Source organism: Sphingobacterium sp. R2 (assembly GCF_040760075.1).
GTDB lineage: Bacteria > Bacteroidota > Bacteroidia > Sphingobacteriales > Sphingobacteriaceae > Sphingobacterium.
Window position 1 is genome coordinate 2,295,674 of sequence record NZ_CP142884.1, and the last position, 21,580, is coordinate 2,317,253.

Here is a 21,580-nt window from a genome sequence, read left to right on the forward strand (position 1 = left end):
TGTGTATATGCTGGGCACAGTGGACACGTGGTTTACAGCATAAGTGTAAGCGCAGTTTTTTTAAAACTAAAATTCATATTCCCTTGGCAAACAATAATATTCAACAAGAAAGAATAAACTTTGCAACAAGTAAGAAAGTATTGGAATATCCAGATTTCTTAGATGTGCAATTGGAATCTTTCAAGGAGTTTTTTCAATTAGAAACTACTTCTGACAACCGCCATCAGGAAGGGCTGTTCAAGGTATTCTCGGAAAACTTCCCTATTTCTGATTCAAGAAACATTTTTGTGCTAGAGTTTTTGGATTATTTCATTGATCCACCACGTTATGATATCCAAGAGTGTATCGAGCGCGGCTTGACTTATAGCGTTCCTTTAAAGGCTAAGTTAAAGTTATCTTGTAATGATGAAGAACACGAAGATTTCGAAACTATTGTTCAGGACGTATATTTAGGGACTATCCCTTATATGACTCCTAAAGGTACTTTCGTGGTAAATGGTGCAGAGCGTGTCATCGTATCGCAATTACACCGTTCACCAGGCGTTTTCTTTGGTCAAAGTAGACACACAAATGGTACTAAACTTTATTCTGCAAGGGTAATTCCTTTCAAAGGATCTTGGATCGAATTTGCAACTGACGTAAATAACGTCATGTATGCGTACATCGACCGTAAAAAGAAATTCCCAGTTACGACCTTATTGCGTGCTATCGGTTACGATTCGGATAAAGATATCTTAGAATTGTTCGACTTAGCGGATGAAGTAAAAGTTAGTAAATCTGGTCTTAAAAAATATGTTGGTCGTCGTCTTGCGGCTAGGGTATTGAAAAAATGGGTAGAAGATTTCGTGGATGAAGATACTGGTGAAGTAGTATCCATCGATCGTAATGAAATTATCCTTGAGCGTGAAACTGTTCTAGAAGATGATCACATTGATTTTATTATCGAAGCTGGCGTTAAGTCTATTATCTTAGCGAAAGACGATGAGTCTAACAATGCTGACTATTCTATTATATATAACACTTTACAAAAAGATACGTCCAACTCGGAGAAAGAAGCGGTAGAACATATCTATCGTCAATTACGTAACGCTGAACCACCAGATGAGGAAACCGCGCGTGGTATCATCGACCGTTTATTTTTCTCTGACAAGCGTTATGATTTGGGCGATGTAGGTCGCTACCGTATCAACCGTAAGTTGAAGTTGGATACTCCGGATGATACGAAAGTATTAACCCGTGAGGACATCATTGCAATTGTGAAGTATTTGATCAATTTGATCAACTCTAAAGCAGAGGTTGATGATATTGACCACTTGTCGAACCGTCGTGTACGTACTGTAGGCGAACAATTATATGCTCAGTTTGGTGTTGGTCTATCTCGTATGGCTCGTACAATCAGAGAGCGTATGAATATCCGCGATAATGAGGTATTTACACCGACTGATTTGATTAATGCACGTACACTTTCGTCGGTAATCAATTCGTTCTTCGGTACAAACCAATTGTCTCAGTTTATGGACCAAACTAACCCTCTTGCTGAGATTACTCATAAGCGTCGTTTGTCAGCTTTAGGTCCAGGTGGTCTTTCTCGTGAACGTGCAGGTTTCGAAGTTCGTGACGTTCACTATACGCACTATGGTCGTCTTTGTACAATTGAAACACCAGAGGGACCAAACATCGGTTTGATTTCCTCTTTGGCTGTACACGCAAAAATCAACCACTTAGGATTTATCGAAACTCCTTACCGTAAGGTAAAAGACGGGGTAGTTGTCGTTGACGAGCCTGTCGTATATTTATCTGCTGAGGACGAAGATGGCAAAACAATTGCGCAAGCGAATGCTTTGTATGATGACAAAGGTAATTTCGAAGATGCAAAAGTGAAAGCCAGATATGAGGGTGACTTCCCAATTATTGAGCCTAATATGCTCGATTATATGGACGTTGCTCCTAATCAAATTACATCTATTGCAGCTTCGTTGATTCCTTTCTTGGAACATGATGATGCCAACCGTGCTTTGATGGGATCAAACATGCAACGTCAGGCTGTTCCTGTATTGCGTCCACAAGCTCCTATTGTAGGTACTGGTCTCGAGGGGCGTGTTGCGAAAGATTCACGTACGTTGGTCAATGCTGAGGGTCACGGGGTAGTTGAGTATGTAGATGCTGATGAAATTAAGATCCGTTATGACAGAAACGATGATGATCGTCTTGTATCATTTGATGATGATGTCAAAACGTATAAGTTGATCAAGTTTAAGAAAACCAACCAAAATACATGTATGAACTTGAAGCCTATCGTTAAGAAAGGTCAACGAGTTGAACCAGGACAGGTATTGTGTGAAGGGTATGCAACTGAAAATGGTGAATTGGCATTGGGCCGCAACCTAAAAGTGGCATTCATGCCTTGGCAAGGATATAACTTTGAGGATGCGATCGTAATTTCTGAACGTGTAGCGAAAGAAGATTGGTTTACTTCTCTTCACATTGAGGAATTTGAACTTGAAGTTCGTGATACAAAACGGGGCGAAGAAGAGTTAACTGCCGATATTCCTAACGTTTCTGAAGAAGCAACAAAAGACTTGGACGAAAACGGTATTATCCGTATTGGTGCTGAAGTTGGTGGGGGTGATATCCTTATTGGCAAAATCACTCCTAAAGGTGAGTCTGACCCTTCTCCAGAAGAGAAGTTATTACGTGCAATCTTTGGTGACAAAGCTGGTGATGTGAAAGATGCTTCATTGAAAACTCCGCCTTCATTAAAAGGTGTTGTTATCGATACGAAGTTATTCTCTCGTGCGAAGAAAATGTCTAAAGAAGTTGAACGTAAAACGTTAGAGAAACTAGAAGTTGCTCACGATAGAGCTGTTAAATCGTTGAAGGAACGTTTGGTGGAAAAATTATTCACGATAGTGAATGGTAAAACAAGCCAAGGTGTTTACAACGTATATAAAGAGTTGTTGGTTGCTAAAGGTGCTAAGTTTACACAAAAAATCTTGGCTGAATTAGATTACAACAACATCAACCCGATGGGATGGACAACTGACGAAGATAAAAACGAGTTGATCAAAATGGCCCTTCATAATTATAACATTAAAATTAATGAAGAGCTAGGTTCGTTCAAACGGGATAAATTTGCAGTATCTGTCGGTGATGAGCTTCCTTCCGGAATTGTGCAGATGGCTAAAGTTTACGTTGCTAAAAAACGTAAGCTGAAAGTAGGGGATAAGATGGCTGGTCGTCACGGTAATAAAGGTATCGTTGCACGTATTGTACGTGATGAGGATATGCCTTTCTTAGAAGATGGTACACCAGTTGATATCGTGTTGAACCCACTAGGGGTACCTTCGCGGATGAATTTGGGGCAGATCTACGAAACTGTATTGGGTTGGGCAGGTCAAAAATTAGGGGTTAAATTTGCTACACCTATCTTTGACGGTGCTGAAATGGATCAGGTACAGGATTGGGTAGCGAAAGCTGGCTTACCAAAATCTGGACGTACATACTTGTACAACGGATTGACAGGTGACCGTTTTGACCAACCAACAACAGTGGGTGTAATCTACATGCTGAAATTAGGTCACATGGTGGATGATAAAATGCACGCACGTTCAATCGGTCCGTACTCATTAATAACACAACAACCTCTCGGTGGTAAAGCACAATTCGGTGGTCAACGTTTTGGTGAGATGGAGGTTTGGGCATTGGAAGCATTCGGTGCGTCTAACATCCTTCAAGAAATCTTGACTGTGAAATCGGATGACGTGGTCGGTCGTGCCAAAACTTACGAAGCAATCGTAAAAGGTAACAATCTTCCGACACCATCGGTACCAGAATCGTTCAACGTATTGGTACACGAGTTGCGTGGATTGGGTCTAGATATCACATTGGATTAATTAAGCAATTAGGGCTTTGAAGGGCTCGGTCCTTCAAAGCTTCTTTATAGAGCTTTAACTTTTGAATAAGTATGTCTTACAAAAAAGATAATAAAATTAAAAGCAACTTCACGTCGATTACGATCAGCTTGGCTTCTCCAGAAACTATTCTGGAACGCTCAAGTGGTGAAGTTACAAAACCAGAAACGATTAACTATCGTACCTACAAGCCGGAACGTGACGGTTTATTCTGTGAGCGTATTTTTGGTCCCGTAAAGGATTACGAATGTCACTGTGGTAAATACAAACGTATCCGCTATAAAGGTATCGTATGTGACCGTTGTGGTGTTGAAGTAACTGAGAAAAAAGTACGTCGTGAGCGTATGGGACACATCAACTTGGTGGTTCCTGTTGCACACATCTGGTACTTCCGTTCTCTTCCTAATAAAATTGGTTATTTATTGGGACTTCCTACCAAGAAATTGGATATGATCATTTACTACGAACGTTATGTGGTTATCCAAGCTGGTATTAAGGAAGAAGATGGTATCAACTTTATGGACTTCTTGACTGAAGAAGAATATTTAGATATCTTAGATACCCTACCAAAAGAAAATCAATATTTAGACGATAACGATCCTCAAAAATTCGTTGCTAAAATGGGTGCTGAGGCGTTAGAAGATTTGTTGAAACGTATTGATTTGGATCAATTGTCGTACGATTTACGTCACCAAGCTGCTAATGAGACTTCTCAACAACGTAAAAATGAGGCATTGAAACGCCTTCATGTAGTTGAAGCTTTCCGTAGTTCACGTGAAAATATCGAGAATCGTCCAGAATGGATGATTGTGAAAATTGTTCCAATCATTCCACCTGAATTACGTCCTTTAGTACCTTTGGATGGTGGTCGATTTGCGACTTCGGATTTGAATGACTTATACCGTCGTGTGATTATCCGTAACAACCGTCTAAAACGTTTGATCGAAATCAAGGCTCCTGAAGTAATCTTACGTAACGAAAAACGTATGCTTCAAGAAGCGGTAGACTCTTTGTTTGACAACTCACGTAAAGTGAACGCTGTTAAGACAGAAGGTAACCGTGCATTGAAGTCTTTATCTGATATTTTGAAAGGTAAACAAGGTCGTTTCCGTCAAAACTTGTTAGGTAAGCGTGTGGATTATTCGGCTCGTTCGGTAATTGTTGTAGGTCCGCACTTGAAATTACACGAGTGTGGTCTTCCTAAAGATATGGCTGCAGAACTTTACAAACCGTTTATCATCCGTAAGATGATCGAGCGTGGTATTGTAAAAACAGTAAAATCAGCTAAGAAAATCGTTGATCGTAAAGATCCTGTGGTATGGGATATCCTTGAAAATGTATTGAAAGGTCACCCTGTATTGCTAAACCGTGCACCTACGCTTCACCGTTTGGGTATTCAGGCTTTCCAACCTACCTTAGTAGAGGGTAAAGCTATTCAATTACACCCATTAGTGTGTACAGCGTTCAACGCCGATTTTGACGGTGACCAGATGGCAGTCCACTTACCGCTTGGTAATGCTGCAGTTTTGGAAGCCCAAATCTTAATGTTAGGCGCGCACAATATCTTAAACCCTGCGAATGGTTCTCCAATCACAGTACCATCTCAAGACATGGTATTGGGTCTTTATTATATTACTAAAGGCCGTAGAACTGCTGGCGATCACATCGTAAGAGGTCAAGATATGACTTTCTATTCGGCTGAAGAGGTTATCATCGCTTTAAATGAGAAGCAAATTGACCTTCACGCTTGGATTAAAGTAAAAACAAAAGTTAGACAAAAAGATGGTAGCATCGTTGATACCTTATTAGAAACAACTGTAGGTCGTGTGATCTTCAACCAAGTTGTTCCTGACGAAATGGGATTTGTCAATGAATTGCTTACGAAAAAATCTTTGCGTAATATCATCGGTGAAATTGTGAAGACTACGGGTATGGCCCGTGCAGCACAGTTCTTGGATGATATGAAAGAATTGGGATATCAAACAGCCTTCAAAGGTGGTCTTTCGTTCAACTTGGAAGATTTGAACATTCCTGCTGCGAAAGCTGAATTGATTCAACAAGCAACTAACGAGGTTGAAGAAGTAATGAATAACTATAACATGGGTTTCATTACAAACAACGAACGTTACAACCAAATCATCGATATCTGGACGCGTATCAACAACAGGTTGACGGCGCACGTTATGGATATTCTTTCGAATGATAACCAAGGTTTCAACTCAGTTTATATGATGTTGGATTCTGGAGCTCGTGGTTCGAAAGAGCAGATCCGTCAGTTATGCGGTATGCGTGGTTTGATGGCGAAACCTCAAAAATCAGGTACTTCTGGTGGAGAGATTATTGAAAACCCGATCTTATCAAACTTTAAAGAAGGTTTGTCGGTATTGGAGTACTTTATCTCTACACACGGTGCGCGTAAAGGTCTTGCCGATACGGCATTGAAAACGGCGGATGCGGGTTATTTGACTCGTCGTTTACATGACGTAGCGCAAGATATGATCGTTGTGGAACAAGATTGTGGTGGTTTACGTGGTATTTATACAACAGCATTGAAAGATAATGATGATGTTGTTGAGCCATTGTTCGATCGTATTTTGGGTCGTACACCATTGCATGATGTATTCCACCCAGATACAGAGGAATTGATCGTTTCTGCAAACGAAGACATCACGGAAGAAATTGCTGAGACTATTGAAAAAGCAGGTATCGAAGGAATTGAGATCCGTACGGTATTAACTTGTGAATCTAAGCGTGGTGTGTGTGCATGTTGTTACGGACGCAACTTGGCGTCAGGTAAGCGCGTTCAGTTAGGTGAAGCTGTGGGTGTTATCGCTGCGCAATCAATTGGTGAGCCAGGTACACAGTTGACACTTCGTACATTCCACGTGGGTGGTACGGCATCGAACATTGCTGCTGATTCAAGTATCATTTCGAAATACGATGGTAAAATCGAATTTGAAAATGTACGTACAGTTTCGCAAACAAACGATCATGGCACGCATCAGGTGGTCTTAGGCCGTTCTGGTGAAGTCAAAATCATCGATGCACATAATAAAGTTGTTTTCCAACAAAATATTCCTTACGGTTCGCAGTTGTTCGTTGAAGATGGTGCCGCTGTATCAAAAGGTGATAAATTGGTCGAGTGGGATCCATATAATGCGGTTATTATTTCTGAGTTTGCCGGTAAGGTTGAATTTGATGCTATCATCGAAGGTGTTACCTTCCGTGAAGAATCAGATGAGCAAACTGGTCACAAAGAGAAAGTAATTATCGAGACACGTGATAAAACGAAAAACCCGTCCATTAAGATTTTAGATAAATCTGGAGAAGTGATCCGTACATACAATATTCCAGTGGGAGCACACGTTGCTGTGGCCAATGGCGTGACTGTAAAAGAAGGTGGTATCTTAGTTAAGATCCCTCGTTCTACAGGTAAAACGAGAGATATCACCGGTGGTCTACCACGTGTAACAGAGTTATTCGAAGCACGTAATCCTTCTAATCCTGCTGTTGTGACAGAAATCGACGGTGTGGTAACATTAGGTGGTGTGAAACGTGGTAACCGTGAGATGTCTATCGAATCTCGTGATGGTCAAATCAAGAAATATTTGGTACCTCTTTCCAAACATATCCTTGTTCAGGATAATGACTTTGTGAAAGCTGGTATGCCATTGTCGGATGGTTCGATCTCTCCAGCGGATATCTTATCGATTAAAGGTCCTTCAGCGGTACAACATTACATTGTGAATGGTATCCAAGAGGTATACCGTCTGCAAGGTGTGAAGATCAACGATAAACACTTTGAAACGATCGTTCACCAAATGATGCAAAAAGTTAACATTGAAGATCCAGGGGATACTCGTTTCTTAGAAAAAGAAGCTGTAAACAAATGGGATTTCATGGAAGAAAACGATTCCTTGTTTGACAAAAAAGTCGTTGTTGACGCAGGAGACTCTAATACACTACGTCCAGGACAAATTGTTTCTTTACGTAAATTAAGAGAGGAAAACTCTAGTCTGAAACGTCGTGACTTAAAACTTGTGGAAGTTCGTGAAGCAATTCCGGCAACGTCAAGTCCATTGTTGCAAGGTATTACCAGAGCTTCATTGGGTACGAAATCGTTCATCTCTGCAGCCTCTTTCCAAGAGACTACAAAAGTGTTGAACGAGGCTGCTATCGCTGGTAAACGTGATAACTTATTAGGTTTGAAAGAAAACGTAATTGTTGGTCACTTGATCCCTTCTGGTACAGGTATTCGTCAATACAGCAACTTAATCGTAGGTTCTCGTGAAGAGTACGATCAATTGTTGGCTTCGAAAGAAGAAGATTAATCGTTAATCGATTATTTTATATAAAGGGTTCAAGTACATACTTGGACCCTTTTTTGTTTTATATAACTGCGGATTATACTATATTTTCTTTTAATTATTAGGGATCAGTAAAGGGGATGGGGTGTAATTTGTTCATCATTATGGAAATTTATACTGCTCAAACGCTTTATAGCGCGGATAATTTCTCTTATGCTTATCCGCTAGCTGATCCGAAATGCAGTCCTTTATTTAATTGTGGGGTGTGTCTTTGCCCCCCTTATATACTTTCCTTCAGGTGCTTTTTCTGAAATAATCTCTCAATGTTACAGCCAGTTAACCGTTATATTAAAAAATAATAAACAAAAGGCTTGGAAGTTTGTTTGTAAACTTCCTATCTTTGCACCACTCCGCAAGGGAGGGACGGTTGCTTCGAGAGAAGGAACCCTGAAAAAAAGAAGGGTTTAAGAGAAGTCTGGCAGGATTTAAAATCCCGTCCGGTGTATTTTAAACGCGGAAATCGAAAAAAGGGAAAAGAAAAAAACTTCAGAAAGTTTTTGGAAGTTCAAAAAAGATTTCTACCTTTGCAGTCCCAACGGAAACGGAGGGAAAAACAAAAAAAGATAAAGACGGCCTGGTGCCATCGGAATATAGCGGATACGGAAGTTGAAGCGGGAAAAGTTCTTTAAGAAAACACAATCATGTAAGCGTGACGAGTAGACAAACGAAAGTCATGAACAAATTCAAGTAATTCGTTCAATTCGATCCAAGATCAGAGATATAAAAAAAGAATTCTGATTATTTATAAATAGTTGGAATCAAAAACTTCATTTTACAATGGAGAGTTTGATCCTGGCTCAGGATGAACGCTAGCGGCAGGCCTAATACATGCAAGTCGGACGGGATCCGGTGGTAGCTTGCTACCACTGGTGAGAGTGGCGCACGGGTGCGTAACGCGTGAGCAACCTACCTCTATCAGGGGGATAGCCTCTCGAAAGAGAGATTAACACCGCATAATATCAACAGTTCGCATGTTCAGTTGATTAAATATTTATAGGATAGAGATGGGCTCGCGTGACATTAGCTAGTTGGTAGGGTAACGGCTTACCAAGGCGACGATGTCTAGGGGCTCTGAGAGGAGAATCCCCCACACTGGTACTGAGACACGGACCAGACTCCTACGGGAGGCAGCAGTAAGGAATATTGGTCAATGGGCGGAAGCCTGAACCAGCCATGCCGCGTGCAGGATGACTGCCCTATGGGTTGTAAACTGCTTTTGTCCAGGAATAAACCTAGATACGTGTATCTAGCTGAATGTACTGGAAGAATAAGGATCGGCTAACTCCGTGCCAGCAGCCGCGGTAATACGGAGGATCCGAGCGTTATCCGGATTTATTGGGTTTAAAGGGTGCGTAGGCGGCCTGTTAAGTCAGGGGTGAAATACGGTGGCTCAACCATCGCAGTGCCTTTGATACTGACGGGCTTGAATCCATTTGAAGTGGGCGGAATAAGACAAGTAGCGGTGAAATGCATAGATATGTCTTAGAACTCCGATTGCGAAGGCAGCTCACTAAGCTGGTATTGACGCTGATGCACGAAAGCGTGGGTATCGAACAGGATTAGATACCCTGGTAGTCCACGCCCTAAACGATGATAACTCGATGTTGGCGATAGACAGCCAGCGTCCCAGCGAAAGCGTTAAGTTATCCACCTGGGGAGTACGCCCGCAAGGGTGAAACTCAAAGGAATTGACGGGGGCCCGCACAAGCGGAGGAGCATGTGGTTTAATTCGATGATACGCGAGGAACCTTACCCGGGCTTGAAAGTTAGTGAAGGATGCAGAGACGCATCCGTCCTTCGGGACACGAAACTAGGTGCTGCATGGCTGTCGTCAGCTCGTGCCGTGAGGTGTTGGGTTAAGTCCCGCAACGAGCGCAACCCCTATGTTTAGTTGCCAGCATGTAGTGGTGGGGACTCTAAACAGACTGCCTGCGCAAGCAGAGAGGAAGGTGGGGACGACGTCAAGTCATCATGGCCCTTACGTCCGGGGCTACACACGTGCTACAATGGATGGTACAGCGGGCAGCTACATAGCAATATGATGCTAATCTCTAAAAGCCATTCACAGTTCGGATTGGGGTCTGCAACTCGACCCCATGAAGTTGGATTCGCTAGTAATCGCGTATCAGCAATGACGCGGTGAATACGTTCCCGGGCCTTGTACACACCGCCCGTCAAGCCATGAAAGTTGGGGGTACCTAAAGCATGTTACCGCAAGGAGCGTGTTAGGGTAAAACCGATAATTGGGGCTAAGTCGTAACAAGGTAGCCGTACCGGAAGGTGCGGCTGGAATACCTCCTTTCTAGAGTATCGCGGATCGGTACTCGTCACGTTACATATGATTGCAGAAGAAAAAAACATCAGAAGAAAGTGCCCGCCCCTAAGGGAGCAGGACCGAGAGAGATAGATGAACAGGAAATAGCTAGTCCCGTAGCTCAGTTGGTTAGAGCACTACACTGATAATGTAGGGGTCAGCAGTTCAAATCTGCTCGGGACTACTAAAATTAAAGGGGAATTAGCTCAGCTGGCTAGAGCACCTGCCTTGCACGCAGGGGGTCAACGGTTCGAATCCGTTATTCTCCACATCTCCGGTAGGAACATCGACAGATGCTCCGAAGAAACAAACCGGAAAAAGAGTTCTTTGACATATTGAAAGAGAAAAAAAATTACAAGAGAAGACAACAGTATAGAGACAATACGTGTATGTGTCCGATGTAAAGAGGAGACCCTCGGTCAAGGCCGAACGAATCTTTACGTAGCATAGGTGTATATATATCAAAAGCAGCCGCATAGTAGCAAAAGGCTATGCCGGTGAAGAAAGTAAATAAGGGCACACGGGGGATGCCTAGGCTCTCAGAGGCGAAGAAGGACGTGATAAGCTGCGATAAGCTGCGGGGATTGGCAAATGCGACGTGATCCGTAGATTTCCGAATGGGGCAACCTGGCTATTTGAAGAATAGCCGTATAAAACGCGAACGCGCTGAACTGAAACATCTAAGTAGGCGTAGGAGAAGAAAATAACAATGATTTCCCAAGTAGTGGCGAGCGAACGGGAAAGAGCCCAAACCGTTTATGTTACGGCATAGACGGGGTTGTAGGACCACGAGATTGTACAGCGCTATGAACTGGAAGCAGGTGGGAAACTGCGCAATAAGGGTGAGAGCCCCGTACAGGTAAAGAATGTTGACATAGTGGTATCCTGAGTACCGCGGGACCGGAGAAATCCTGTGGGAATCCACCAGCACCATCTGGTAAGGCTAAATACTCCTGAGAGACCGATAGTGAACCAGTACCGTGAGGGAAAGGTGAAAAGAACCCCGAACAGGGGAGTGAAAAGAACCTGAAACCGTGTGCTTACAAGCGGTTGGAGCAGACGAGTTCTGTGACAGCGTGCCTTTTGCATAATGAGCCTACGAGTTACTCTTGTCTGGCAAGGTTAAGTCCTTCAGGGACGCAGCCGAAGCGAAAGCGAGTCTTAATAGGGCGGATAGTCAGATGAGGTAGACGCGAAACCTTGTGATCTACCCTTGGGCAGGTTGAAGTTGCAGTAACATGTAATGGAGGACCGAACCGATAAACGTTGAAAAGTTTCCGGATGACCTGAGGGTAGGGGTGAAAGGCCAATCAAACTGGGAAATAGCTCGTACTCCCCGAAATGTTTTTAGGAACAGCGTCGGCGTAGAGTTTGATAGAGGTAGAGCTACCGATTGGGTGCGGGGGAGTCAAATCCTACCAAATCCAGACGAACTCCGAATGCTATCAAATATAGCCGGCAGTGAGGCTTTGGGTGCTAAGGTCCAAGGCCGAGAGGGAAAGAACCCAGACCATCAGCTAAGGTCCCCAAATCCGTTCTAAGTTGAACTAACGAGGTCCGGTTGCCCAGACAGCTAGGATGTTGGCTTGGAAGCAGCCATTCATTTAAAGAGTGCGTAACAGCTCACTAGTCGAGCGGCCGGGCGTGGATAATAAACGGGCATCAAGAACGGTACCGAAGCTATGGATTTGCACTGAAAGATGTGCATCTGGTAGGGGAGCATTCCATCGCCGGAGAAGCACAGTGGTAATGCTGTGTGGAGGTTATGGAAAAGCAAATGTAGGCATAAGTAACGATAAGGCGGGTGAGAAACCCGCCCACCGAAAGACCAAGGTTTCCTGATCAACGTTAATCGGATCAGGGTCAGTCGGGACCTAAGGCGCACCCGAAAGGGGCAAGCCGATGGACAACTGGTTAATATTCCAGTACTCTTCATAACTGCGATGTGGTGACGGAGTAGTGACACTGCCGCGAACTGACGGAATAGTTCGTTGAAAGGCGTAGGTATTGGGGTTGTAGGCAAATCCGCAACTCTAGCTGAAACCCAATAGTACAGCAAAGCTCCGGTGGCGCTGATAGAGCAGGTAAACAGACTTCCAAGAAAACCCGCTAAGCTTCAGGTTATGAAGACCCGTACCGCAAACCGACACAGGTGGTCGAGGAGAGAATCCTAAGGTGCTCGAGTGAGTCATGGCTAAGGAACTCGGCAAAATGGCCCTGTAACTTCGGGAGAAGGGGCGCTGTCTCGAAAGAGCAGCCGCAGTGAAAAGGCCCAGGCGACTGTTTAACAAAAACATATGGCTTTGCAAAATCGCAAGATGAAGTATAAGGCCTGACACCTGCCCGGTGCTGGAAGGTTAAGAGGGGATGTCATCGCAAGAGAAGCATTGAATCGAAGCCCCAGTAAACGGCGGCCGTAACTATAACGGTCCTAAGGTAGCGAAATTCCTTGTCGGGTAAGTTCCGACCTGCACGAATGGTGTAACGATCTGGGCGCTGTCTCAGCCATGAGCTCGGTGAAATTGTGGTATCGGTGAAGACGCCGATTACCCGCAACGGGACGGAAAGACCCCATGCACCTTCACTATAGCTTAACATTGAGATTGGGTACAGGATGTGTAGGATAGGCGGGAGATGTTGAAGTGGCTTCGCCAGGAGTCATGGAATCAACCTTGAAATACCGCCCTTTCTGTATCCGGTTTCTAACTCGGCAATGCCGAGGACATTGTTTGGTGGGTAGTTTGACTGGGGTGGTCGCCTCCAAAAAGGTAACGGAGGCTTTCAAAGGTAAGCTCAGTACGCTTGGTAACCGTACGCGGAGTGCAATGGCATAAGCTTGCTTGACTGTGAGACCGACAAGTCGAACAGGGTCGAAAGACGGACATAGTGATCCGGTGGTTCTGTATGGAAGGGCCATCGCTCAAAGGATAAAAGGTACGCTGGGGATAACAGGCTGATCTCCCCCAAGAGCTCATATCGACGGGGAGGTTTGGCACCTCGATGTCGGCTCGTCACATCCTGGGGCTGGAGAAGGTCCCAAGGGTTGGGCTGTTCGCCCATTAAAGTGGCACGCGAGCTGGGTTCAGAACGTCGCGAGACAGTTCGGTCCCTATCTGTTGTGGGCGTTGGAAGTTTGAGTGGATCTGACCTTAGTACGAGAGGACCGGGTTGGACAGACCTCTGGTGAACCTGTTATGCCGCCAGGTGTACGGCAGGGTAGCTACGTCTGGAATAGATAAGCGCTGAAAGCATCTAAGTGCGAAACTAGCCACGAGATGAGACTTCCTTATAGGGTCGTAGAAGATGACTACGTTGATAGGCCATAGGTGTAAAGGTTGAGAGACCAAAGCCAAGTGGTACTAATAGCCCGAAGCTTTCTCAAGCAGACAGACACTGTTGTCTTCCTCTTTAATTTTTGAAACGTACAGAAACGTAACTCTTTCAGTATATATGTCAATTGGCATGGATATGCTCATAACTGATCATACCATAGCAGCCAATAAAGATTTTTAGGTGCCTATATCGGCGGTGTCTACCTCTTCCCATTCCGAACAGAGCAGTCAAGCCCGCCAGAGCCGATGGTATTGCCGTAACAGGTGGGAGAGTAGGTCGGTGCCTTTTTTTACACGGAAGCCCTTGCTGGAAACAGTCAAGGGCTTCTTTCGTTTGGATACATACTTCCGTATTTCCATGTAGAGGCTATTGCCTATCCTTCGCCTATCGGTTATCGCAGCACAGGACCGTCGGAGAGCCCGGTCCAGCGGAGGCTATCCATCTGCCATGTAATTTTTCCCATCCTTACTCGCTGCGTGACCAATCCCTATCCTATTTCTATTTGCTATCATTCGTATTTGTGCCAGATATTAACTAATTTAGTGCTTATTGCATTTTATTATGATGAAAATAAAACAGATATCGATATTCATTTTTTTGATCTTGTTCTTTCTAAAGCATGATCGACTAATTGCGCAGAATAAATCTCTAGACGACGGCGTCTTACGCATTTTGGCCATTGGTAATAGCTTTTCCGAAGATGCTATTGAACAAAATTTATATGAATTAGCGAAAGCAGGAAAGAAAAAGATAGTGATCGGAAATCTCTATATTGGCGGAGCTCCTTTGAGTTTACATGTAAGGAATGCAAAAGATGATAAGCCTGCTTACCGCTATCGCAAAATCAATATTGATGGAAAAATGTCTGAGAAAGCAAATGAACGCTTATCTGAGGCGTTAATAGATGAAGCCTGGGATTATATCAGCTTTCAGCAAGCAAGTCCACTATCGGGTGATTATGATTCCTATGCGAAAGATCTTCCCCTTTTGTATGAGTACGTAACGAAGCATGTTGCATTTCCTGAGACAAGATATATATTGCATCAGACTTGGGCATATCAAAATGGGGCATCTCACGAAGGTTTTGTCCGTTATAACCGTAGTCAGGATATTATGTATAAGGCGATTGCCCGTACTTCTCGAGAGGTCTTTAACTGGGGGAATTTTGATCTATTAGTGCCGTGCGGCACAGCGGTCCAAAATGCACGCTCAAGTTTTATCGGAGATCATTTTACACGCGATGGTTATCATCTAAATTTAGATTACGGACGTTTTACTGCGGCTTGTACCTGGTATGAATCTTTGTTCCATGAAAGTGTGTTGAGTAATACATTTTTACCCCTCAAAGTAACCTATGTGGAGGGAACTATTGCGCGGGCTGCTGCACATAAGGCAGTGGAAACTCCTTATGGAGTAACTGTATTAAAGGATTTTCAATTAGTCAATTAATATTTATATGAGTATTAAAAAGAGTTATTTGATCGAATTGGATCAAGAAACCAAAAACACAAGACGTATTTTAGATCGTATACCGGATGATAAATTGGATTGGCGTCCGCACGATAAGTCAATGCGCTTGGGTGAGCTGGCTTCTCACGTGGTTGGACTACACAACTGGGTACACCAGGCAATACCAAAAGATGTATTCGATTTCAGAGTGGATTATCAACCTATTAAAGTGTCCTCTGTAGAAGAATTAAAAGAAATCTTAACAATGGGATTGGAAAATAATAAGGCCGCAATTGAAGGTATTCAAGAGGAAGACTGGTTTAAAGAGTGGGTGTTACAATCTGGAGATTATGTTATTGCACGTTTACCCCGAGCCGGAGCGATACGTTTTATTGTTAATAACCATATAATACATCATCGTGGTCAGTTAACGGTATATTTACGATTGTTGGATATTGCTGTACCTGGCTTATATGGACCATCGGCAGATGAAGCAATGCCGATATAGTGTGTATCGTCGCCAATTAAGAAAAAGAAAGGGAATCAAATTTTTGATTCCCTTTCTTTTATATGCTTTATCAGCTAGTTATTTAGCCAATTCTTCAGCGATTGCTTTTCCGATTTCAGCTGGAGACTCAACAACACGGATCCCACACTCACGCATAATTTTCATTTTTGCAGCTGCTGTGTCGTCTGCACCACCTACAATTGCACCAGCGTGTCCCATACGACGTCCTGGAGGCGCTGTTTGGCCTGCGATAAATCCAACAACAGGTTTAGTACCATGTTCTTTGATCCAACGAGCAGCTTCAGCTTCCATTCCACCACCGATTTCACCAATCATGATGATAGCTTCAGTTTCAGGATCATTCATCAATAATTCAACAGCTTCTTTTGTTGTTGTACCGATAATAGGGTCGCCACCAATTCCGATTGCAGTTGTAATTCCTAATCCCGCTTTTACCGTTTGATCTACAGCTTCGTAAGTCAAAGTTCCCGACTTAGAAACAACACCTACATTACCTTTTTTGAAGATAAATCCTGGCATGATACCGATTTTAGCTTCGTCTGCAGTGATAATACCTGGACAGTTAGGACCGATTAAACGAGAGTTTTTGTCGCTTAAATAAGATTTAACTTGGATCATATCCTTTGTCGGGATACCTTCTGTGATACAAACAATCACTTCAATACCTGCAGCGGCAGCTTCCATGATCGCATCCGCAGCAAATGCTGGAGGTACAAAGATAATAGAAACATTAGCTCCTGTAGCGTCTACTGCATCTTGAACAGTATTGAATACAGGACGGTCTAAGTGTTGTTGACCACCTTTACCAGGAGTAACACCACCAACTACATTTGTTCCGTACTCAATCATTTGAGTAGCATGGTAAGTACCTTCGTTTCCAGTGAAACCTTGAACGATTACTTTTGAATCTTTATTAACTAATACACTCATTTCTTCTTTAAATTTTGCACACAAATCTACTATTTTGCTTTCTAAAATGGAAGCAATGTGAATAGGAATGTGACCTTTATTGATAAATTTTTAAATGGAATTGCGTTTTTGGATAAAATCCCAAAGAATAATGCCAATTGCGACAGATACATTGAAGGAGTGTTTCGTTCCGTATTGCGGTATTTCGATACAGGTATCAATTTTTCTCATGACCTCTTCATCAACCCCATTGACTTCATTTCCAAAAATCAATGCATATTTTTGGTGATTTTCGGGTTTGAAATCATGTAGCATAACACTGTTATCTGCTTGCTCAATGGCAACAATGACATAGCCTTCTGACCGAAGCTGATCGACGACAGCTGCAGTATCCTGATGATATTCCCAAGCGACCGATTGGGTTGCTCCTAAGGCTGTCTTTTCGATTTCGCGATGGGGAGGCGTTCCGGTGATGCCACACAAGTATATTTTTTCAATAGCAAACCCATCTGCTGTACGAAAGGCCGAGCCTACATTATGCATGCTCCGTACATTGTCCATAATGATTGCGATTGGAGTTTTTTCTTGTTTTTTAAACGATTCAACATCTGTACGTTGAAGTTCATCCATCGATAATTTTTGCATGCTGCAAATATACTAAACCTAAAAAATAAAATAGATTTTGAATATTGAAAATAAGGTGTTATTTTTGCAGTCCGAATTACAAGAAAAAAATTGAATAAAAATTAGCTAAAAAAAATGGCAAATCATAAATCAGCGATCAAAAGAATTAGAGCAAACGCTACTAAACGTTTAAGAAACCGTTACCAAGCAAAAACTACACGTAACGCAATCAAAAAATTACGTCATACTACTTCTGCGGAAGAAGCAAAAACATTGTTACCACGCGTAATTTCTATGCTTGATCGTTTGGCAAAGAAAAATGTGATCCACAAGAAAAAAGCTTCAAACAACAAATCTAAGTTAACTAAATTTGTTAACGGTTTAGCGTAAGCTTTTTGTATAGATATTGAGGGGTACAGCTCGCTGTATCCCTTTTCTTTATGTTATATACTTTGGATTTCTCTTTCCAAGCGAATTGTAAATAAAAAAGCATCGATATTCGATGCTTTTTTACGTTTAATCCTTTCTTGCAAACCTTATTGGTGCAAATTGGGTAGCAATTCGGCAATAACCTTTTTCAATTTGTTTGGATCTTTCATATAAGGTTCTAAATCGTAAAGCTCTACCTTTTTGAAGTCAATCGGATGACTTTCACTTTGAAGTGAAATGGTACCTTTAGTCAATAGCTGACCATCTTTTTTTACGTTTGGGTCAAAATCGCTTACGTTTCCGCCACCAATTTGGGGCTTAGTATACTGTAAGACTACTTTATCTTCAAGAATATGCTGTACTAAAGAGTCGCCCAGCACTAGGAAATCCGCAGTTACCCATTGGTCCCCGGCATAAGTTTTGGATGTTGAGCTGATGCAATGTGGCGTGAATAATTTGTTGTCCATAACAACGTTGGTACCTGGGGTACACAAATTACTTGTGGTCCGTTCATCTTTGCCATTTCCGCCCAACAGCTGTCCTTCAATTGATATTGGAAAGTCCTGATCTACGCCCATGGTTTTTGGATCTTGTCCATGTAACATGGCTCCACTATTACGCCAGGCCCAGCCTTCACCACCATTCGCCTGTTCACCAACAAATCGGTAAGTGACACGTAATAGATAAGCAGAGAATTCTTTATTATAGAACAGGTGGCCATACTGAAAATTGAAATTATCATAGCCATCATATCTCACCTTAAGTAATCCGTCTTCTACGCGAAATGTATTTTTATAATTATCCCCAACTTTGTGATTTCTAATCTTAGGGGTCCAGTTCTTTAAGTCTTTCCCATTAAATAATTGAATGGGTTTGGGTTTCTTGTCTTGAGCGTTGGCAAATAGATTAGTGCTAAGCAATAGAATTCCAGCACTATAAATGATATGTTTGAATTTCATCCTGAATTAGGTTTATTGACCTAAATTAGGTAAACATTTTTATATAAGCAATTCTTTTTGTTTGACATATTCGCTGGGACGGATACCGACAACCTTATTGAATGTGTTACTAAATGTGGGTAAGCTATTATACCCCACTTTGAATGCAACTTCATTTACACTCAATTTTTCGTCCAAAAGCAGCTTAAGTGCCGTCAGCATTCTGAGGATTGTGTAATATTGGATAAAAGACATATTTAATTCTTTTTGAAACAATCTGGCTAATGTGCGTTCGCTAATGTTAAATAATCCTGCAAGCTTTTTAAAGTTGACATTTTCCGTTATATTTTCTTCTAGGTAAGTGACTATATCCTTTAATTTTTGGTGACTGGGATAGGGCAGGGCTAATGGAAGTTCATGCAGGGATAACTCTGGAAGGATAAGTTTAAATGCAGTAGCAATGCTGTATTTAGGCTCTTCAACTGGAAATATATTGCCGTTCCAGCGGTTAGTGAACATGATAAGCTCTATCAAAAGATCATTTACAGGATAAATTCCCATCTTGCTGTAAAATGGAGCATCATTATTGGCTTTTGGAAAGTATAAATTACGCATAACGACCTCTGGTGTGCTCGGATGAATACTATGCTTTATACCGGCAGGAATCCATAAATAATGACGCGCTGGTAAGAAATATGACTTTTTCTCTGTTTTGATAAAAACCACACCGCCTTCGGTATATAGAAATTGATCCTTATCGTGGCGATGCTCGGAAATATATTGCTCTGCTATAATAGCGTGATGACAATAAATGCTATCTTCAAATGAGTCTACTTCCGTCATGTAATAACGGTTGACATATTTTGCATCTGTCGTAATATCTTGTGTATTCATTTTAAACTATCATCCTATTTGACAAAGGTAAGACTTTTTTACTATACGGCACCTTTTACTTATTAAAGGTGAGTGCGCACTTACAGTAAAACGGTTTTTATCTATCATGAAAGTTAGTATTTACTTACTCTAATTTTTATGTATTATGGGTAAGTTATTTATTTACAGTATGATATAAATTATAAATGTAGGTGATGTAAACTATTTTTTTGCTATGATTTGTTGTATATTTTTGATTTTTAGCTAATTGCGTATTCTTAGTCGCGTTTGGATAATTTTGTGTCACATGACAATAAATATAGCGCTGGAAAAAATGCTAAAATTGTTTGGTGTAAAGCTCTATGATATATATTAAATAGCTTTCAATTTCTTAAGTTTACAATAACTGAATAAAATAAAATTATAACACTATGGCTTACGAAAGAATAAAAGTTCAAAGCTTACATGATAAAGTAATTACAGGGGAGGAAGCCGCTAAATTATTTCAAAATGGAATGGTGGTTGGATCTAGTGGTTTTACGAAGGCTGGGGATAGCAAGGTTGTATTACCGGCATTAGCTGAACGAGCCAAGGTGGATCCATTGAAAATAACCTTGATCACAGGGGCTTCTTTAGGGCATGGAACTGACGGTAAATTGGCCGAGGCGGGAGCACTATCCAAGCGCATGCCTTTCCAGGTAGATCGTATTCTCCGTAATAAAATAAATACTGGAGATGTATTGTTTATTGATCAACATCTAAGCGAAACAGCAGAATTGCTGCACAATAAGAATTTACCTCAAGTAGACATTGCCGTTCTCGAAGTTGCAGCAATTGAATCTGACGGAAGTATTGTTCCAACGACTTCTGTGGGCAATTCAGCGACTTTTGCTGCTTTGGCTAAGCAGGTTATTTTGGAGATAAATACAGCGATCCCGATGAGCATCAAGGGGATACATGATATTTACCAGGCAGAGGATTATCCACGGCGTAATGTTATTCCAATCGTCGCTCCTGAAAATAAAATTGGGCGTAAAACTATTCCTTTGGACCCAAGCAAGGTGGTGGGGATTGTTTTTACGAATGAATTGGATAGCCCTGCTGATATTGCTGAACCCGATATCAAAACAACAGCCATAGCCAAGCATATTTTAAACTTTTTTGAAAATGAAGTGGAACTTGGCCATTTGTCAGAGAGTTTAATGCCGCTTCAAGCGGGTATTGGAAAAGTTGCCAATGCTGTTTTGACGGGATTTATACATAGTAAGTTTCGAAATTTAACCATGTTTTCCGAGGTCTTGCAAGATAGTACATTCGACCTTATCGATGCCGGAAAACTTGATTTTGCTTCGGCTTCTTCAATAACAGTCTCGGAAGAATGTTATTCAAGAGTGTTTGATCATTTGGATCGATACCGTGATAAAATTGTGTTACGCCCGCAAAATATCTCCAATACTCCTGGATTGATCAAACGTTTGGGGATTATAGCGATCAATACTGCCATTGAGTTTGATATTTATGGAAATGTAAATTCTACCCATACTTCCGGTACTAATATTATGAATGGTATTGGAGGATCGGGCGATTTTGCGCGAAATGCTTATTTGAGCATCTTTGTCACTCAGGCAGCCTCTAAGGGGGATGCAATATCTCATATTGTTCCGATGGTTTCCCATGTAGATCACACGGAGCATGATGTAGATATTTTAGTGACAGATTTTGGTTTGGCCGATTTACGTGGTTTAGCGCCTCGGGAACGTGCAAAAGTTATTATTGAAAATTGCGTACACCCCGATTATAAGGAACAGCTTTTAGATTACTATAACCGAGCTTGTGAAAGGGGGGGCATACTCCGCACTTATTAGAGGAAGCTTTTAGCTGGCATATTCATCTCCGTGAAAACG

Annotated in this window: 10 protein-coding genes, 2 tRNA genes and 3 rRNA genes; 11 read left to right on the plus strand and 4 right to left on the minus strand. The window is 42.0% G+C overall.

The window, feature by feature from the left end:
- Nucleotides 1-83: 83 nt before the first annotated feature.
- The 9 genes from rpoB to VXM68_RS09665 all read left to right on the plus strand — a co-directional run bounded on the left by rpoB (nucleotide 84) and on the right by VXM68_RS09665 (nucleotide 15,882).
- Entirely contained in the window at nucleotides 84-3,893 is a 3,810-nt protein-coding gene (gene rpoB / locus VXM68_RS09625) for a DNA-directed RNA polymerase subunit beta (RefSeq protein WP_209582325.1), read from the plus strand.
- 71 nt (nucleotides 3,894-3,964) lie between these two features.
- On the plus strand, nucleotides 3,965-8,242 hold the full coding sequence (rpoC, locus tag VXM68_RS09630; RefSeq protein WP_367211120.1) for a DNA-directed RNA polymerase subunit beta': 4,278 nt from the start codon (nucleotides 3,965-3,967) through the stop codon (nucleotides 8,240-8,242).
- An 810-nt stretch (nucleotides 8,243-9,052) separates the two neighbouring features.
- A 16S ribosomal RNA gene (locus VXM68_RS09635) occupies nucleotides 9,053-10,580 on the plus strand.
- A gap of 122 nt (nucleotides 10,581-10,702) precedes the next feature.
- Nucleotides 10,703-10,776: transfer RNA gene (locus VXM68_RS09640), tRNA-Ile, on the plus strand.
- Nucleotides 10,777-10,787: 11 nt separating this feature from the next.
- Nucleotides 10,788-10,861 (plus strand) — tRNA-Ala (locus VXM68_RS09645).
- Nucleotides 10,862-11,092: 231 nt separating this feature from the next.
- A 23S ribosomal RNA gene (locus VXM68_RS09650) occupies nucleotides 11,093-13,974 on the plus strand.
- Between the two features lie 127 nt (nucleotides 13,975-14,101).
- A 5S ribosomal RNA gene (gene rrf, locus VXM68_RS09655) occupies nucleotides 14,102-14,213 on the plus strand.
- The 16S, 23S and 5S rRNA genes sit together here with 2 tRNA genes alongside, the layout of an rRNA operon.
- Nucleotides 14,214-14,486: 273 nt before the next feature.
- Nucleotides 14,487-15,374: a DUF4886 domain-containing protein gene (locus tag VXM68_RS09660; RefSeq protein ID WP_367211121.1), complete on the plus strand. Its 888-nt coding sequence runs from the start codon at nucleotides 14,487-14,489 to the stop codon at nucleotides 15,372-15,374.
- 7 nt (nucleotides 15,375-15,381) lie between these two features.
- Nucleotides 15,382-15,882 (plus strand): DinB family protein, encoded by a 501-nt coding sequence (locus VXM68_RS09665; protein WP_294185675.1) that lies wholly within the window; start codon nucleotides 15,382-15,384, stop codon nucleotides 15,880-15,882.
- A 78-nt stretch (nucleotides 15,883-15,960) separates the two neighbouring features.
- Here VXM68_RS09665 and sucD read toward each other — a convergent pair whose 3' ends face one another.
- Together sucD and VXM68_RS09675 are read right to left on the minus strand one after the other, a co-directional pair.
- On the minus strand, nucleotides 15,961-16,833 hold the full coding sequence (sucD, locus tag VXM68_RS09670) for a succinate--CoA ligase subunit alpha (protein WP_209576846.1): 873 nt from the start codon (nucleotides 16,831-16,833) through the stop codon (nucleotides 15,961-15,963).
- Between the two features lie 90 nt (nucleotides 16,834-16,923).
- Complete coding sequence (locus VXM68_RS09675; protein ID WP_293954098.1) at nucleotides 16,924-17,457, minus strand: RNA methyltransferase; 534 nt, start codon at nucleotides 17,455-17,457, stop codon at nucleotides 16,924-16,926.
- A 114-nt stretch (nucleotides 17,458-17,571) separates the two neighbouring features.
- Between VXM68_RS09675 and rpsT the strand changes: the two genes are divergently transcribed.
- Entirely contained in the window at nucleotides 17,572-17,826 is a 255-nt protein-coding gene (gene rpsT, locus VXM68_RS09680; protein ID WP_046671646.1) for a 30S ribosomal protein S20, read from the plus strand.
- A gap of 146 nt (nucleotides 17,827-17,972) precedes the next feature.
- On the opposite strand, the gene VXM68_RS09685 is transcribed toward rpsT, so the two are convergent.
- Both VXM68_RS09685 and VXM68_RS09690 read right to left on the minus strand, forming a co-directional pair.
- Nucleotides 17,973-18,824, minus strand: coding sequence for a DUF1080 domain-containing protein (locus tag VXM68_RS09685; protein ID WP_367211125.1), 852 nt, complete (start codon nucleotides 18,822-18,824; stop codon nucleotides 17,973-17,975).
- Between the two features lie 39 nt (nucleotides 18,825-18,863).
- Nucleotides 18,864-19,697: an AraC family transcriptional regulator gene (locus tag VXM68_RS09690; RefSeq protein WP_367211126.1), complete on the minus strand. Its 834-nt coding sequence runs from the start codon at nucleotides 19,695-19,697 to the stop codon at nucleotides 18,864-18,866.
- A gap of 410 nt (nucleotides 19,698-20,107) precedes the next feature.
- On the opposite strand from VXM68_RS09690, the gene VXM68_RS09695 reads away from it, so the two are divergent.
- Nucleotides 20,108-21,541: a succinate CoA transferase gene (locus tag VXM68_RS09695; RefSeq protein ID WP_367211127.1), complete on the plus strand. Its 1,434-nt coding sequence runs from the start codon at nucleotides 20,108-20,110 to the stop codon at nucleotides 21,539-21,541.
- Nucleotides 21,542-21,580: the final 39 nt, after the last annotated feature.